17 protein-coding genes and 1 CRISPR repeat array are annotated in these 17,132 nt (G+C 39.8%); of the genes, 11 read left to right on the forward strand and 6 right to left on the reverse strand.

The features are described 5' to 3' along the window. Window positions 1–11: 11 nt before the first annotated feature. Window positions 12–1,016: a pentapeptide repeat-containing protein gene (locus H6G57_RS10600; RefSeq protein ID WP_199314187.1), complete on the forward strand. Its 1,005-nt coding sequence runs from the start codon at window positions 12–14 to the stop codon at window positions 1,014–1,016. 150 nt (window positions 1,017–1,166) lie between these two features. After that, window positions 1,167–1,784: a CP12 domain-containing protein gene (locus H6G57_RS10605; protein ID WP_190518390.1), complete on the forward strand. Its 618-nt coding sequence runs from the start codon at window positions 1,167–1,169 to the stop codon at window positions 1,782–1,784. A gap of 171 nt (window positions 1,785–1,955) precedes the next feature. Here H6G57_RS10605 and H6G57_RS10610 read toward each other — a convergent pair whose 3' ends face one another. Then, on the reverse strand, window positions 1,956–2,795 hold the full coding sequence (locus H6G57_RS10610) for a 2OG-Fe(II) oxygenase (protein ID WP_190518392.1): 840 nt from the start codon (window positions 2,793–2,795) through the stop codon (window positions 1,956–1,958). A gap of 795 nt (window positions 2,796–3,590) precedes the next feature. Between H6G57_RS10610 and H6G57_RS10615 the strand changes: the two genes are divergently transcribed. The 9 genes from H6G57_RS10615 to H6G57_RS10655 all read left to right on the forward strand — a co-directional run bounded on the left by H6G57_RS10615 (window position 3,591) and on the right by H6G57_RS10655 (window position 11,027). Further along, on the forward strand, window positions 3,591–4,466 hold the full coding sequence (locus H6G57_RS10615; RefSeq protein ID WP_190518394.1) for a hypothetical protein: 876 nt from the start codon (window positions 3,591–3,593) through the stop codon (window positions 4,464–4,466). 46 nt (window positions 4,467–4,512) lie between these two features. Beyond that, complete coding sequence (locus H6G57_RS10620) at window positions 4,513–5,064, forward strand: PqqD family peptide modification chaperone (RefSeq protein ID WP_190518396.1); 552 nt, start codon at window positions 4,513–4,515, stop codon at window positions 5,062–5,064. A gap of 30 nt (window positions 5,065–5,094) precedes the next feature. Continuing rightward, window positions 5,095–5,670 carry a PqqD family protein gene (locus tag H6G57_RS10625; protein WP_190518398.1) on the forward strand — a complete coding sequence of 192 codons (576 nt, stop codon included), beginning with the start codon at window positions 5,095–5,097 and terminating at the stop codon, window positions 5,668–5,670. Between the two features lie 301 nt (window positions 5,671–5,971). Beyond that, window positions 5,972–6,868 carry a peroxiredoxin family protein gene (locus tag H6G57_RS10630; RefSeq protein WP_375539516.1) on the forward strand — a complete coding sequence of 299 codons (897 nt, stop codon included), beginning with the start codon at window positions 5,972–5,974 and terminating at the stop codon, window positions 6,866–6,868. Window positions 6,869–6,890: 22 nt separating this feature from the next. Beyond that, window positions 6,891–8,069: a nucleotidyltransferase family protein gene (locus H6G57_RS10635; protein WP_190518402.1), complete on the forward strand. Its 1,179-nt coding sequence runs from the start codon at window positions 6,891–6,893 to the stop codon at window positions 8,067–8,069. A gap of 190 nt (window positions 8,070–8,259) precedes the next feature. Next, window positions 8,260–9,120, forward strand: a complete 861-nt coding sequence (lpxC, locus tag H6G57_RS10640) for a UDP-3-O-acyl-N-acetylglucosamine deacetylase (RefSeq protein ID WP_190518404.1) — start codon at window positions 8,260–8,262, stop codon at window positions 9,118–9,120. A gap of 80 nt (window positions 9,121–9,200) precedes the next feature. Next, entirely contained in the window at window positions 9,201–9,704 is a 504-nt protein-coding gene (gene fabZ, locus H6G57_RS10645) for a 3-hydroxyacyl-ACP dehydratase FabZ (protein WP_190518405.1), read from the forward strand. A gap of 41 nt (window positions 9,705–9,745) precedes the next feature. Continuing rightward, the gene (lpxA, locus tag H6G57_RS10650; protein ID WP_190518407.1) at window positions 9,746–10,561 is read left to right on the forward strand and encodes an acyl-ACP--UDP-N-acetylglucosamine O-acyltransferase; all 816 of its coding nucleotides are present in this window, start codon (window positions 9,746–9,748) and stop codon (window positions 10,559–10,561) included. 22 nt (window positions 10,562–10,583) lie between these two features. Continuing rightward, the gene (locus tag H6G57_RS10655) at window positions 10,584–11,027 is read left to right on the forward strand and encodes a DUF29 domain-containing protein (protein ID WP_190518409.1); all 444 of its coding nucleotides are present in this window, start codon (window positions 10,584–10,586) and stop codon (window positions 11,025–11,027) included. A gap of 225 nt (window positions 11,028–11,252) precedes the next feature. Next, a CRISPR array of direct repeats spans window positions 11,253–12,538; the repeat unit is 37 nt; unit sequence GTTTCAGTCCCGCGAACGGGATTCTATTAGTAGAAAG. Between the two features lie 347 nt (window positions 12,539–12,885). Here H6G57_RS10655 and arsC read toward each other — a convergent pair. The 5 genes from arsC to H6G57_RS10680 form a co-directional block, all read right to left on the reverse strand. Continuing rightward, a complete protein-coding gene (gene arsC / locus H6G57_RS10660) occupies window positions 12,886–13,281 on the reverse strand; it encodes an arsenate reductase, glutathione/glutaredoxin type (RefSeq protein WP_190518411.1) in 396 nt (131 codons plus the stop codon). Between the two features lie 49 nt (window positions 13,282–13,330). Beyond that, window positions 13,331–13,999 (reverse strand): arsenical resistance protein ArsH, encoded by a 669-nt coding sequence (arsH, locus tag H6G57_RS10665; RefSeq protein WP_190518417.1) that lies wholly within the window; start codon window positions 13,997–13,999, stop codon window positions 13,331–13,333. A 4-nt stretch (window positions 14,000–14,003) separates the two neighbouring features. Continuing rightward, window positions 14,004–15,152, reverse strand: coding sequence for an ACR3 family arsenite efflux transporter (arsB, locus tag H6G57_RS10670; protein WP_190518419.1), 1,149 nt, complete (start codon window positions 15,150–15,152; stop codon window positions 14,004–14,006). 17 nt (window positions 15,153–15,169) lie between these two features. Further along, window positions 15,170–16,204: a PstS family phosphate ABC transporter substrate-binding protein gene (locus H6G57_RS10675; protein WP_190518420.1), complete on the reverse strand. Its 1,035-nt coding sequence runs from the start codon at window positions 16,202–16,204 to the stop codon at window positions 15,170–15,172. 183 nt (window positions 16,205–16,387) lie between these two features. Then, the gene (locus H6G57_RS10680; RefSeq protein ID WP_190518422.1) at window positions 16,388–17,062 is read right to left on the reverse strand and encodes an HAD-IA family hydrolase; all 675 of its coding nucleotides are present in this window, start codon (window positions 17,060–17,062) and stop codon (window positions 16,388–16,390) included. Between the last annotated feature and the right edge of the window lie 70 nt (window positions 17,063–17,132).

Raw genomic sequence — 17,132 nt, forward strand, 5'->3', positions numbered from 1 at the left:
ATTCTGTGCCAATGCAGTCCATTATCAATTCTCAAGAACTGTTATATCGTTATTTAGCTGGAGAACGAGATTTCCAGAATGCGAACTTGATTGGTGCTTCTCTGCATCAAGTGAATTTAGTGGGGGCTAATCTGGCTGGAGCATCTTTAGCCCGGGCTGATTTAACACGGGCTTTGCTCCATGAAATTAACTTGACTAATGCCTTTTTGTATGGTAGTAATTTAAGTTTTGTTAAGTTAGGAAAAGGGCAATTAAAAAATGCTGATTTGACAAAAGCAAACCTAGAAGGGGCGTTTTTAGTCAAGTCGGAGATGAGTGGCGTTAAGCTTAGTGGTGCTATTTTGCGGGGAGTTAATCTCCGGGCTGCTAATTTGCAGGGTGTCAATTTATGCGGTGCTAATCTTTATGGTGTAAATTTACGCGGCGCTAATTTAACCAAAGCCAATTTAAACTGGGCAAATTTGAGCCAAGCTAAATTAAGTGGGGCGATTCTTCAAGAAACCCAAATGACAGGAATTAATTTGAGTTCTGCCCATTTAATTGAGGTTAATCTTCAAGGATTTGATTTAAGTGGGGTGAATTTTGCTCAAGCCGTAATGACGCGAATTAATTTACAAGAGTCTGATTTAATGGCTGCTAACTTAAGCCAAGCGCAATTAAAACAAGCGAATTTACAACAAGCTCAGTTACAAGATGCCAATTTAGTTGAAGCCCAGCTTTTCCAGGCAAATTTGACGGATGCGGTGTTAATGCGGGCTGATTTATCCCAGGCGAGTTTAACCTATGCCACTCTGCTGAGAAGCAACTTAAATTTAGCGACCTTGAGAAAGGCGGATTTACGCGCTGCTGACCTGCGAAATGCTTATCTTTGGAAAGCCGATTTATCCGAAGCTAATTTAGAAGGTGCAAACCTTTCTGGGGCGAGTTTACGCGGGGCAAACCTACAAGGAGTTAATTTAAGAAATGTTAATCTAGCAGGGGCCACACTTCCCAATGGCACTCTTCATGCCGTTTAAAAAGTCATTGACCCCTTTTAATTTTTTTTAAGGGTCTTAAATCTTTATATTCTAACAATTCTAACATTTTAAATAAAATAAAACAATCCTTTTTTTTATTGCCAATTCGAGGCAAGCTAGAAGTATAGAGTTTTTTGTGGATCAGCTACTATGATGCTCAAAGCTAAAGATATTATGACTACAGAAGTCGTAACGATCAAAGGTTCCGCTACGGTTGCCGAAGCCGTGAAGCAGATGAATGATCTGTGCTTACGGGCATTGATCGTTGATCGACGTTACGAACAAGATGCCTTTGGGATTATTACTGAGACTGACATTGTTTACAAAGTCACCGCCTACGGGAAAGACCCAACAAAAGTCCGGGTTTGTGAAATTATGACCAAACCCTGCATTGCGATTAATCCTGACCTCGGTGTGGAATATGTGGCGAGACTCTTTGCTCAAACGGGAATTCGTCGTGCTCCAGTGATTCACGATAAATTGCTGGGAATTATTTCTGTCACCGATATTATTAGCAAAGGTGATTTTGTCGAAAATCCCAAGGGCATTCTGTTAGAAGAACGCATTGAACAAGCAATTGAAGAAGCTAGAGCCACTTGTTCAGAAAAAGGAGCTACCTCGAAAGAATGTGCCGCCGCCTGGGATATCGTGGAAGAACTGCAAGCCGAAGCGGCTCACCAAAAAGCGGAACGTTTGGAAAAAACAGCCTTTGATTTGTATTGTGAAGAAAATCCCGATGCGGCAGAAGCTCGGGTTTATGACACCTAATCCTTGAGGACTTCAGTTCAGGTTGTGGTTTAACTCATTCATTTCTCTTGACCGTCACAGTTTCCCCCTCTAACATATCAATATAGAGGGGGAATTCTGCTTTATTGGGTTAATCATTTTAGGTTGGATTTGATTGTTAGTGTCATTGAGCAACAAATTAAAAACGTCTAATCAAGCATGAATCCAACCATTCAGGGCAAATCGACTATCCGCAAAATTTTGAGAGGGACAATAAACGGGTAACACTTCATGCTTACAACGACTATCAAAAAAGATAATACTATTATTGCGCGGTTCAATTTGATTAAATCGTTCTTGAATTAGAGATTGATTGTCTTGAATTTTAGTTTCATATAATCTTAAGTCTCCCCCATAAAAGCCTTTAGGTTCTTGATAAAAATAATAAACATAGGTTAATCTTCGATTGGCAGCTTTTCCGGCATCCACATCTTGATGAATTTTATAATATCCCCCCTGTAAATGCGCCGTGATTTGCATTTCTAAATGGGACACTAAAAACATCGGCATTTGTAATTGCTGCATGACATTGGGTCTAACGGAGAGAAGTTGATGAGTCAGCAGTTCATGGAACTCCACAAAGTGTTGAGGAAGTAAAATATAAGATTCCCGATATTTTGATTCATTATTAATTACTTCCGACGGAAAGAATTTGTCTTGATTAGCAAGCGTCATCTTTAAAAGTTTCTGATAATCCTCCTCTGATAAAAAGTTATCTAGTTGTACATAATCTGGATTTAAAATAATGGCTTCTGTTTGTTGATTTTGCAAGAAAGGATCAGGAGAAATATCTGAAGAAGGGATAACTTCGGGTAACAATGAATTCAACTGCTTTTGTTGTGATGATAATATTCCAATCTCTAATACTTTTAAAGCTGCGTTTAGCCTTTCATTGTAAGGAATATCAGGTTGATTAAGGCTAGAATTTACCAAATCTAAAGCTTGACTAAAAATCTTATCAAATTGTATATTATATTCTGAATTGGATAACATTAGAGATGGTTTCCTCCTCTTAATTCAATTTTTGATAGAACTCCTTTATCAAATATACTCAGTTTTGCTCGTTTTCACAACAAAATTTTGGTTCTAAGGAGTCAAAGTGCGATCAAGTCACCAGCATAAGGGTATTAGAATAATTTTAAAAGAAGGAGTTATACAAAAAGATTAGCGGATAAAGTTCTACAAAAAGTCTTAGAGAAAAATATCAATAGTGTGGTAAAAAAGGGAATAGTAACAACAGAAGAACCAAAACTACACGATTATTGGGACTTAAACAAAAATTAAGCCCAAATCAAGCCTAAACTTGCTGGGTTGAGTACAAATACATCCCTCAGCATACTGGAGCTACTCCACAAATCGAAAAGAAATCGCTGTGCGTGTATGCTTCAAGGGCATCAGCAAATATGCTTAAGAGTTTCTAGGATGTGGAAACAACACCAATAAATTCTGTAAAAAGTAAAGATTTAATAAAGATGGAGACAAACCGATTGTATTTTTTTTCATCCACTTTATAATTGCAGCATTAAAGATTTGAGCCATAACTTACACACCGGAGGGTTAAAAAACCTGGTTTCTCGTCTTGGCTTTAAGCTAAGAGCTTGATGTAATGTTCAGAAATCGGGTTTTTGCGTAAGTCTATTGGCATAACATCGCTATTCAAGTCAGACATCAAAAATCCAATTGGGTCTGACTTGATCAGTTGGGGTGCAAAAGAATAGTGCCAAACCCGAAATTTTATCCGTTTAGTTCAAGGAAAAACTTTAGCTTTGAAAACTTGGACAAGCTGCAATGCAGACTTCTACTTTGCCTCTATTAAAACAACAAACTGAATGCGTACCCTTTTACCCTGAACTTGACGAAATTAGTTGGAAAGCTGGAATTTCTCTCGTCAGCTATGGTGTTCACATTGGTATCCGTGTCAACGAACCAACTATTTTGGAACCGCTTTTGGATTACCTACCGCCTGGGTGGGAGGAATCATCATCACCAGTTGATGAGTTGTACTCGCTAATTGTTGATGAAATTGGCAAAGGTTCTGGTCGTTACATTGATCACCAGATCTATCGAGGGCAAGAAAAACTTGCTGAAAGTATAGAGCTTGAAACCATTTTTGAGACGTTAGACTCTGACTTGCGCTTGCAGGTTGGCATTGCTGTACAAGATTGGCTATTTGTCCATGCGGGTGTTGTGGGTTGGCGGGGGAAAGCGATTCTCATTCCGGGGCGCAGTTTTAGTGGCAAAACAACTCTGGTCAAGGCGTTAGTTAACGCTGGAGCAACCTATTACTCGGATGAGTATGCGGTATTGGATACTGAGGGACGGGTTCATCCCTATCCGAGACGTTTATCCATACGGCAAGGAGAAGGGCAGCGAGTTAAACGGTGTTCTGTAGAAGAATTGGGGGGTACAGCAGGAACCGAACCTTTACCAGTGGGTTTGATTGTTCATGCTCAATATGAGTCTGGAGTGCAACGGAATTTAAAACCAATGTCTTTAGGACATGGGGTATTGGCACTATTAGATAACACAATTGTTGCGAGTCTTCGTCCTGATTTTGCCCTTCCTATTTTAGCAAGTGCTGTTTCTGGTGCTTTATGTTTGGAAGGGAAACGAGATGAGGCAGAAGATATTGCGATCGCATTATTGCAACACTTAGAAAATTAAGTTGACTGTCAGTTTAAAAAATTCATTGATTAACGAGGATAAAACGATGATACCTGTCGCCAGAACTGAAAATCTGTTGCTGCAAGATATTGGTAATGAATTGATTATTTACGATCAAGATAATAATTCTTCCCATTGTTTAACGCCACTAGCAGTGAGAGTCTGGGAATTATCAAATGGTCAAAATACAGTTAATGATATTGCCCATAAACTCGAAAAGGAGTTTAATCTGCCTGGGAATAGTGATGTGGATATGCGGGGGTTGGTTTGGCTGACATTGGAGGAATTAGAACGTTATTCCCTCATTCAAGAGTATTTACGACAACCTGCTACAAATGTAATTGCAGGGATGTCACGTCGGAAGGCAATTAAGACGGCTACATTGGTGGGTGGGTTTGCGATCGGTTCGATGTTTCCTGTGGTTAAATCTATTGTTGCTCCTGAACCTGCTCTGGCTTCCAGTGGTAGTGGTGCGTGTCGAACCGAGAGACAAACCTGTAATGTTCAAATTGAAGGCACGAATAAACAGAATAACTGTTGTGCTGGATTAATATGTACTCCTACGGCAATAAGAGATGTATGTTTAAAACCATTTTAAAAATTCATTGATATAAGTAGGAAAAAAACCATGATACCTGTCGCTCGAACTGAAAATCTGTTACTGCAAGATATTGGTAATGAATTGATTATTTACGATCAAGTTAATAATTCCTCCCATTGTTTAACGCCACTGGCAGTGAGAGTCTGGGAATTATCAAATGGTCAAAATACAGTTAATGATATTGCTAAGAAACTGGAAAAGGAGTTTAATCTCCCAGCCGATAGTGATGTGGATATGCGGGGTTTGGTTTGGCTGACATTGGAAGAATTAGAACGCTATTCCCTAATTCAAGAGTATTTACGACAACCTGCTACAAATGTAATTGCAGGGATGTCACGTCGGAAGGTGATTAAGACGGCTACGTTGGTTGGGGGATTTGCGATTGGTTCAATGTTTCCTGTGGTTAAATCAGTTGCTGTTGCTAATCCAGGAGGCCATGTATCAACATCTGCTCCTCCAGAACCTCCTTGTATTCCAGAAGGTGGAAAATGTGGAACTTCTAATCCTGGAGGAGGAGTGTGTTGTGAGGGATTAGGCTGTAACAATAGCAGCCCAAATGGATCGTCAAATGAACGCACCTGCCAAAAAAGATTACAAATCTGATGCCTTAAAGTAGATAGGGGCATTGTTTTTTTGAGGATTAAAAAGACATCAATTAAGTTTTATTTTTACTCAATCAAACTTATGCTTTTTGGCATTTTAGCGATTGGTTCGTTCAAGGAGTGTTTATAAACACTCTCTCTTACAACTAAAAAAAATTAGGACTTACGCATTGAAAAAATATCTTATAAGTCCTAAAAATGATAAAAAATTCAGATTGTATTTTTGCTGAATAATCCTTTTGGCAATCTTCTCTAGTAAACAGGCACGTAAAAAGGAGTGTAATTTGGGGTTTTTTTATATATTGATTGTAGGTTTTGTTTTCCTAATAACCGGAATCGCCAAAGCCCTCAATTCAGAACAATTCATCCATCATAATTACAGATACGGTCTGCTACCCCCGAAAATTGTCCCCCAGGTAGCGATTACCTTCATTGGTTTAGAATCAGCATTAGGATTAGCCCTTATTTTTCATGAATTTCCTCAATGGCTTATTCCTGTGTCAATCCTTTTCTTAATCGGTTCATCAGGGTTAATTCTTTGGTCTACTTCCTCTGGTAAAACAGAAGATTGCGGTTGCTATGGAGGTCTTGTAATCATCACGCCCCAACAAAGTATCCTGTTGAATTTAGGATATATTCTGTTACTAGGAATAGGATTGTTTTATCCTATAGCAAACCATCATACCCAAACTTGGCAATGGATACTTGCTTTAATTGTTGGGGTATCTGCTAGTACCCTCGGTTGGCTATCTCGACAGAAGCCTCTTGTAGACTTCTCTCGCCTAAAACTTGGAAATCATTGGAAGCGTCGGTGGTTAAAAGATAGCCCCAACGACTTACAACAGGGTTCCCATTTTGTTGTATTCCTCAGCAAAGATTGCCCCTACTGTAAACGATGGGTTCCTTTCCTCAATATGATGAATACCCAAAAAGATCTGCCCCAAGTTCTGGGAATTATGTCTCTCCCCTCTGATGAATTGGAAGCATTTCAAGATGAACAGATGGTGCGCTTTCCCCTAGTTTCGATGGATAAACTTTTATTTAGTTATATGGCAGATGCCTATCCCACTGCTATTTTAATTGAAGATGGAGTCATGACTCAAAAATGGATTGGGGAGATTCCTGAACCTTATTTAGACCGAATTAAACAGATGTATGAGAGAGTTTTGTTGAAGAAGACAGAACCCATCTCATCTTGAATCCCCAAAAGTTCTAAGCTTTATGACTACCTTAACTCCCATCTCTGCTAATTTGCCAATAGTAGATATTTGTCCTGAAGTCGAAATCTTGGTTTGCTGTGCTAGAACTTGCATGGATTCTAAAAATGCTGAACGGCTCAAAATTTTGCTGCACGAAAATATTGATTGGGAGTATCTGATTCAGACAGCAAATCTTCAGGGGTTAATGCCACTTCTATACTGGAATCTTAATACGACCTGCCCAGAAGGAGTTCCCAAGGCTACTTTGGCTCAACTACGAGCTAGTTTTGAGGCTAACGCCGGGTGGAGTCTTACTTTGACTGGGGAACTGCTCAGACTTTTGGAACTATTTGCAACTCATGAAATTCCTGCCATCCCCTTTAAAGGTGCTGTTTTAGCCGCTTCCGCTTACGGCAATTTGGCTTTGCGACAGTTCTGCGACCTAGATATCTTAGTACGCCAGCAAGACGTTCTGGCAGCTAAAGACTTACTGATTTCTCAGGGATATAGACTAGATGATGAATGGGGTTGGGAGTGTAACCTCATCTCACAGGATGGCAGGATTAGTGTAGATCTTCACCAGGCAATCACACCGAACGATTTTCCGGTTTCAATCTATTTTGATGACTTATGGAAAGGTGTTAAATCAGTATCTCTTGCTGGTATAAACGTACTGAGTTTGTCTCCAGAGGACTTGCTCTTAATTCTCTGCATTAACATCGCCAGGGATTCTTGGCAAGACCGAGAACGATTGGTACAGATTTGTGATGTTGCTGAAGTGATCCGGGTTTACCAGGAAATGAATTGGGAACAGATTATAAAACGGGCTAGTCAGTTGAATAGTTTGCGAATGCTCTTCCTTGGTCTTCTCTTAGCACACGATCTTCTAGGAGCAAATCTTCCAGAAGAAGTGTTGAAGAGGGTTCAAGCAGAGCAAATAGTTAAATCGCTTGCATCCTTAGTCTGTAAATGGCTGTTCTGTCAAGCCGAAAACCCAACTAGAGGCAGAGAAAAAAAACTGTTTTATTTTCAAGTTAGAGAGCGTTTTCAAGATCGAGTTCCCTACTTAGCCCACCTCGTCCACCTTTTGATAGCTCCAAGCGAAACAGATCGGGCATTCCTTCCGTTGCCAACTTCTCTCTCTTTTCTCTACTATTTAATCCGCCCCATCCGAGTAGTCATAAAATTGATGTTAAGATGATTTCAGCACTTTCTATATATCTATGTTTCAAGCGGTGCATTTAGTCAGGATAAATGGAGAGAAACAAGTGAGTAACTTAACCCAATAGCGTCAAATTTTAAAATAATTAATTAAATTTTAATATTATTAAAAAACAAAAAATATGCAATAATTAAACATACAAATACATAAAAATTATGAGGATTGAACCTTGAGTATCAACAGCGAATATACCTTAAAAGAAGCCTTTAGTTGTTCCGGTGTGGGATTACATACGGGAGTAATGACAACGGTTCGAGTTTTACCCGCAAATTTGGGAGAAGGACGCTATTTTGTGCGGGTTGATTTACCCGAAACTCCGATTATTACAGCGAGATTAAAATCGGTATTATCCACAACTTTATCCACAGAATTAGGCAATTCAAACGCAACCGTTAGAACCGTTGAACATTTGTTAGCCGCTTTAACAGGAATGGGAATTGATCACGCTCGAATTGAAATTGATGGCCCAGAAGTTCCGTTATTAGAGGGTTCGGCTCAAAATTGGGTAGAAGCGATCGCAACGGTTGGTCGTCAAACTCTCGAAGGTCAATCTCAAAAATTCAACAATTTTAAACTCACCCATCCGATATCCGTTCAACACGGAGATGGGTTTGTCGCGGCTTTTCCCGCCTCAGAAACGCGATTTACCTATGGAATTGATTTTTCCGTTCCCGCCATTGGCAATCAATGGTATAGTTACACCGCTAACCCTGAAATTTTTGCTCAGGAAATTGCTCCGGCTCGAACCTTTACCCTGGAAGAACAGGTGGAACAGTTGCGCCAAGCGGGACTGATAAAAGGCGGGAGCCTTGATAATGCCATTGTCTGTGGACACTCAGGATGGTTAAATCCACCCTTAAGATATGCAAATGAACCCGTGCGTCATAAAATTTTAGACTTAGTAGGGGATTTGAGTTTATTGGGTGTTATCCCTCAAGCTCATTACTTGGCATACAAAGCAGGACATCATCTTCATGTTCAACTGGTTCAGGAAATTCATCAAGATCAGAAATTGACGGTTGAGTGTTAACCAGAACCCTAAACTTGAACAAAGATTGTGTCTTCTCAGTCCTTGACCCCTTTCCCCTGTGAACCCTATTATCACGGTTGATGATGACGAGATCTGACGTTACATTAAATTCATCGGATACGGATACGGCGTTGAACGGTGAAACCACTCAAACCGTATTCATGATTGAAGACATTCAAAATTTATTACCCCATCGCTATCCCTTTGCGTTGGTCGATCGCATTATTGAATATATCCCCGGTCAAAAAGCGGTTGGGATTAAAAATGTCACCATTAACGAGCCCCATTTTCAAGGTCACTTCCCCGGACGTCCAATTATGCCAGGAGTGTTAATTGTGGAGGCGATGGCGCAGGTTGGAGGGGTGGTTTTAAAGCAACTTCCTGATCTCAAAGGCAGTCTATTTTTATTTGCAGGAATTGATAAATGCCGTTTCCGCCGTCCCGTTGTTCCAGGGGATCAATTAATTATGACCGCCGAATTATTGACCGTGAAACAACGCCGTTTTGGTAAAATGCAAGCTCGCGCTGAAGTCGATGGTAAACTGGCCTGTGAAGGAGAACTGATGTTCTCTCTTGTGGACTAAACCCTTATTCCTTATTAGGTTTTAACCGATTTTAATTTCCTATGACGACCTTAATTCACCCCACTGCTGTCATTCATCCTGGTGCACAACTCCATCCAACGGTTCAAGTTGGTGCTTATGCTGTCATTGGGGAGTACGTTAAGGTCGGTTCTGATACGGTAATTAGTTCCCATGTTGTGATTAATGGACGCACGGAAATTGGCGCACGCAATCAAATTTTTCCGGGTGCGGTCATTGGTTCTGAACCTCAAGATCTCAAATATGATGGCTCTTTAAGTTTAGTTCAAATTGGGGATGATAATTTAATTCGGGAATATGTCACGATTAATCGGGCTACCAATGCTGGAGAAGCAACTATTATTGGCAATCAAAATTTATTAATGGCCTATGCTCATGTGGCTCATAATTGTGTGATTGAAGATCAGGTGGTGATTGCCAATTCTGTTGCTTTAGCAGGTCATGTTTATATTGAATCGAAAGCACGATTAAGCGGCGTTTTAGGGGTTCATCAATTTGTGCATATCGGACAATTAGCCATGATTGGAGGGATGACTCGGATTGATCGAGATGTGCCTCCCTTTATGTTAGTGGAAGGCAATCCTTCACGGGTGCGATCGCTCAATTTAGTCGGGTTAAAACGGGCTGGATTTACCTCAGAAGAATTTAGTTTATTGAAAAAGGCATTTCGTCTATTATATCGGTCTGATTATTCGTTTACTCAGGGATTAGAACAGTTATATTTATTACCCGATAATCCGTCGATTGAACATTTGCGTCAGTTTATTCGATGTTCTCAAACAGAACCCCAACGTCGGGGGGTAACTCCAGGGGGAAAACGTAAAATAACGGAAGATTAATCAATTAGGAGGTGAGTCATTAATGATTACAAATTTAAAACAGCTTTATGAAATTGATGATGCTCAATGGTTAGAAGAAACTGTTAAATTAATTAAAAATCATCAATTTGGAGATTTAGATATAGACAATTTAATTGAGGAATTAGAAGAGTTGGGAAGAGAAAAGAAAAACGCGGTAGCCAGCCTTTTAGAACAGATAATTCATCATTTATTATTACTGCAATATTGGACAACCGAAGCTGAATATAATATCGTTCACTGGAAAGAAGAAATTTATACCTTTAGAGTTCAGTTGAGACGAAAAATCACAACAAACCTTCGTAATTATTTAGAATCAGAATTGGATTCTATTTATAAAGATGCGTTAGGATTTGTGAAAATTAAAACTCAAAATTTGGTTGATTTTCCTTTAGAATGTCCTTACACCCTTGAGCAATTATTGAATATTGAATGGTTTTCTGTTTAATTTTTATTTGCAAAATTTTCCTGTAACAAACAACAATTTTGATATAATATGAAATCCCATTATGAACGCTACAGATGATCCCCCCCAACCACCCTTAAAAAGCGAGATGTGTAGCAAACATTTAAGGATAGAATATAAAATAGTAGATTGTTTTCAGTCCCGCAAGCGGAATTCTATTAGTTGAAAGTTTCTATGTAGTAAGCCCTTCAGGGCTTTGGTTTAGTGGTTTAAGTCCCGCATATTAGTTGAAAGCTTCTATGTATGTAGTAAGCCCTTCAGGGCTTTGGTTTAGCGGTTTAAGTCCCGCATATTAGTTGAAAGCTTCTATGTATGTAGTAAGCCCTTCAGGGCTTTGGTTTAGCGGTTTAAGTCCCGCATATTAGTTGAAAGCTTCTAAAAACTAAATTACGACCTTGCGGGATTAATTTATGTTTCAGTCCCGCGAACGGGATTCTATTAGTAGAAAGTCTTGCGGCTTCTGCTATTGCATCAAGTGCTTTTGCGTTTCAGTCCCGCGAACGGGATTCTATTAGTAGAAAGAATGGACAGACCAATAACAACCTTAACGCTACTATGTTTCAGTCCCGCGAACGGGATTCTATTAGTAGAAAGTGCCTATCAAGAGTATCTTCTGCCTTTTTAACTCAAGTTTCAGTCCCGCGAACGGGATTCTATTAGTAGAAAGTGCTGGCGGTGTGGTTCCAGGGGTAAATTATCTCCTGTTTCAGTCCCGCGAACGGGATTCTATTAGTAGAAAGCAATTGTCGCTGTCGCTGTATTATTCTTATTCGCTGGTTTCAGTCCCGCGAACGGGATTCTATTAGTAGAAAGCATGATCAGTTAGTTGAGATGTCCCCAAATATTAAGGGGGAAGTTTCAGTCCCGCGAACGGGATTCTATTAGTAGAAAGTACTGAAAAACGCCGATATAAAATCTTTAAAAGATGTTTCAGTCCCGCGAACGGGATTCTATTAGTAGAAAGTATTGCTGTACTGACGCATTTGTTTTCGACGATACAAGTTTCAGTCCCGCGAACGGGATTCTATTAGTAGAAAGCCTATTGGATTGATTGCCACAATTACCCAAAAAAATGTTTCAGTCCCGCGAACGGGATTCTATTAGTAGAAAGTGTCCATCTCTGTTTTTGAAGGAATAAGTTTGGGTTTGAACGTTTCAGTCCCGCGAACGGGATTCTATTAGTAGAAAGTCACAACCTAATCCTAGATTTAATCCTTAGCTATGGATGTTTCAGTCCCGCGAACGGGATTCTATTAGTAGAAAGTTCCTAGAATTTCAACCGCTCTATCGTTGGTACTGGATTGTTTCAGTCCCGCGAACGGGATTCTATTAGTAGAAAGCTTTTAGTGGGGTTCAACTTAATCCTGATATTCGTCTTTACAGGTTTCAGTCCCGCGAACGGGATTCTATTAGTAGAAAGAATTTCTCCAATTTTTGTCCGATTCGGACAAATTTCGTTTCAGTCCCGCGAACGGGATTCTATTAGTAGAAAGACTGCCCCCTGAAACTGGGACAGAGTAGGCATTCTGAAGCCACTTTTCGTGAACCTCATTTTTAGCCTCATTTCAGCCTTCATTATTGCAAGAGATTAGCAATAATTTAACTAACTCAACAATAAAAACTATTTAATTGTCGAGGTTCTAGGGTTTTTCGTGAATCCCCCCAGGTTTTTGCTCCCGCTTCGATTCCCGAAAACCATGACATTAATCCTAAGCCCCCCTGCCCCAATAAGCAAGTTAACGTTTAAATTCTTTACAATTTCATTCCCTGTTTCCTATTCCCTTTCCTCATAATCTTGAATATCAGGGTGAGTCAAACCTAGAAAACCCACCCCTACTGTTCAACTTAAAGCATCAATTAACGCTTCAACTCGGACTTTAATTTCATCTCTAACTCGATGAAAAGTTTCTAACGGTTGTCCATCGGGATCATCTAATTGCCAATCTTCAAAAACTTCTCGAATTACCCAATCTTCCGGTAAATTTACACCACAACCACACAGAGAAATCACCGCATCATAATCTTCCGCTTGGAAATTACTTAAGGGATCAGAAGTTTGATTAGTAATATCAATCCCAATTTCATCCATCACTTGAATTGCTGTTGGATGAACCCGACTGGCTTCTAAACCGGAACTGGTAACAACTATCTTTCCTTCCCCTAATGTTCTGGCAAATCCTTCCGCCATTTGAGAACGACAAGAATTTCTTTTACAAACAAACATTACTTTTTTCATGTTCAATCTCCTAATTGATAAACGTTAAAAACTCGAAAAGCTGAATCATTTACATTCGATGAAGATGGACTCCATTAACCGTTTTGCTAATATCACTTAGGGTTTCTTGAATCCCTTTTTCTTTGCGTTCACTGTAACGGTCTGTGAGATAATCCACCTGATCTCGTAGTAATACCGTAAATTTGTAAAGCTCCTCCATAACATCAACAACCCGATCTCGATAAGGGGAATCTTTCATCGTCCCGTCTTCGTTAAATTCTTGGTAAGCTTTAGCCACTGAAGATTGATTGGGAATGGTGAACATTCGCATCCAACGACCTAAAATTCTCAGGGTATTAACAGCATTAAAAGACTGGGAACCCCCACTCACTTGCATCACCGCTAATGTTCTCCCCTGAGTGGGTCTAACAGCCCCAATATTGAGCGGAATCCAATCAATTTGATTTTTCATAATCCCACTGATTTGACCATGCAATTCTGGACTTGACCAGACCTGTCCCTCAGACCACAAACTCAGTTCACGTAACTCCTGAACTTTAGGGTGAGTATCCGGTACACTTCCATAAATCGGTAATTCTCGCGGGTTAAAAAACCTGACTTCTGCACCCAATTCTTGAATAATTCGGGCAGCTTCTTCTGCTAATAAACGACTATAGGAACGCTCTCGCAAAGAACCGTATAAGAACAGAATTCGGGGTGGATGATCAAATTGACTCATTGATTTAGACCTTTAAGCAACGAGGATCAAATAAGCTGGCTTTTTCCGGTTCTCTGGGAAACCAAAAGGCTGTTTTTTTACAAATTTCGACCAACATTAACATCACAGGAACCTCAATTAATACCCCCACAACCGTTGCTAAAGCCGCGCCAGAATTTAAACCAAATAAGGTTACGGCTGTGGCGATCGCAACTTCAAAATGATTACTCGCCCCAATTAATGCAGCAGGTGCGGCATCTTCATAGGACAGTTTCAATTTTAAAGCAGCCACATAGCTAATCAGAAAGATAAAATTGGTTTGGATGAATAACGGAACTGCAATCAACACAATATGCAAAGGATTATTAACAATTAATTCTCCTTTAAAAGCAAACAGTAAAACCAAAGTCATCAAGAGTGCAGAGATAGCAATGGGGCTTAAATAGTGCAGAAACTTTTGTTCAAACCATTGCTTACCCTTATTTTTTAAAATCCAATATCGGCTATACATTCCCGCAGCTAAAGGTAATCCCACATAAATTACAACCGATAAAAAAATCGTTAGCCAAGGAACGGTTAAATCGTTTGCTGCGAGTAACCAACGCCCTAACGGAGCATATAAAAATAACATCGCTAAGGAATTAACCGCCACCATCACTAAGGTATGACCTTGATTTCCATAACACAGATAACCCCACATCAAAACCATCGCGGTACAGGGTGCAATTCCTAATAAAATCGTTCCCGCAATATAGGAATTTGCTAAGGAAACTTCCTGTCCTCGGATCAGTTCTGTTCCTGTTAAAAGAGGGCGGAATAACCAGCCTAAAAAGAATTGAGCAAACACCACCATTGTAAAGGGTTTAATTAACCAATTAACCACTAAAGTGAGTAATACGGGTTTGGGGGCACGGATGGCATTTGCAGCCTGGGTAAAATCAATTTTTACCATGATGGGATACATCATAAAAAACAGGCAAATGGCAATGGGAATCGAAATTTGATAGACACTCATCGAGTCCAACGTAACGGCAACTCCGGGGAATAAACGCCCTAAAATAATGCCGCCAATAATACATAAAAACACCCAAACCGTTAGGTATTTTTCAAAACGACTGAGTTTACCTCCGGCTTGTACCGCCGATGAATTAACTTGAGGGGAATTTCTACTCATTAAACCTCCTTAAAAATTTAGTATTCTGATCGTTTTGTTAACACTTCATCGAGGGTTAAGTTAAACTCCGATGTTCCCCCAAATACCGTCCCCACTTTGGTTTTATGAAAGTTACGATAGAGTTTGGTGTAGTCATCAGGATCAAAGGCAATATAACCGACATTTTGAACGACTTTAGGCGCTTTTTGCATATAGAAATCCAGAAAATCATTCATGGCTGGGTTATTTTGAGCAGTAACCGCATTAACATAGATAAATAAGGGCCGAGCTAGGGGTCGATATTTCTCGGCTTCCGTTGCATTGGCTGAGGGTTTTATCGGCCCAGAACCTTTTTGATTATCAACGGCTAATGCTTTTAAATCTCCAGGTCTTTCTTGATAATAAGCATAGCCAAAATAACCGAGTCCATTGGGGTCATTCATCACTCCCTGTGCAATAATTTCGTCATCTTCACTGGCTTGATAATCGCTTCGGCTTGCGCCTTCTTCCCCAACAATAGCGGCGGTAAAATAATCAAAGGTTCCTGAATCTTTACCGGGGCCATAGAGATTAATCGGTTGGTTTGGCCAGGACGCTCGAATTTGATTCCAAGTTTTAATTTTTCCGTCTGCTTGAGGTTCCCAAAGTTTCTTTAACTCCGCAACGGTAATATCATTAGCCCAGGTATTTTTAGGATTAACTACAATTGTCAAAGCATCAAAAGCAACAGGTAATTCAAGATAAGAAATATTGTTTTTTTTACAAACTTCAATTTCTTCTTTTAAAATAGGTCGAGAAGCATTACTGATGTCGGTTTCTCCAGCACAAAATTTTCTAAAGCCACCTCCTGTTCCTGAAAAATCAACCTTTACATCCAGAGCAGAACGGCTCTGAGCATTGTATTCTTTAACAATGGTCTTAGTAATGGGATAGACGGTACTAGAACCATCAATATGAATGGCTTTTGTCTGTTTGGTCTGACCTGGACTGCACGCCAGAAGCAGGGTAGAAGTCCCAACAGCTAAAGCTAAGGTTTTCAGAGAACTGGGCAATTTTGATAGTCTAGCAGTCATAAAGTATCCCCTGTGACAGTTAGAGTTAGGGATATTAAAATCATATCAAGTTTTTTTGATATGTCAAGTCAAAAAAAGGTTAAAAATCTTTTAGAACCCCTAAAGATGCTGAATAAGCCTGAGTAAGATGAGGAAAATTGTTATTGCTAATTTCCCTTAATCATCTAATCTTTGATTAATTGATTAAAACTTGGGTAACTGCCATAATTCCGGTTGAAATTCACTCAGAGAATTGAGAATTTGATCCGCTTCTTGATAAAGAGATTGATCCATATCTGATGCGGGAACAGCAACTACTGACATTCCTGCCGCTTTCGCTGCGGAAACCCCTGCTAAAGCATCTTCAAAGACTAAACAGTTTTCAGGTTTTGCCCCTAAACGTTGAGCAACTAATAGGAAAATATCGGGGGCAGGTTTACCATTTTTGAGTTCAGGATCATCCCCCCGAACAATTTCTTGAAATAGAGAAAACCAGCCTTGATGACTTTGGGTTTTAGCCGTAAACGGACGAGTTCCTGAACTGGTGGCAACCGCTTGCGGAATGTTATGAAAAGCGAGATGTTGAGTCAGATGAACTGCTCCGTCTAAGGGCAAAACATGGGGGTATAATTCATAAATAATTGCGTCTTTTTGTTTTAGAAATTCTTCAACGCTGAGAGATAAATCTAACTCTTGAATCAGAAGTTTTGCTGAATCATGGGATTTTCTGCCCCTAACTTTGCAACTCAAACTATGTTCAATCGTTTTCCCATAACGGTGAGCGACGATTTGATTTACTCTAGCATGAAGGGGTTCTGTGTCTAACAGTAGACCATCTAGGTCGTAAATAACGTGAGTAATTTTTTTAAAGTTAGGCATTGGTGTATGGATAAAGCGTTAAAGTTATTATGAAGGAAATTGATCCATAAATCAAGTCTCAGGATAGGCG

This window comes from Planktothrix sp. FACHB-1365 (assembly GCF_014697575.1).
Classification (GTDB): domain Bacteria; phylum Cyanobacteriota; class Cyanobacteriia; order Cyanobacteriales; family Microcoleaceae; genus Planktothrix.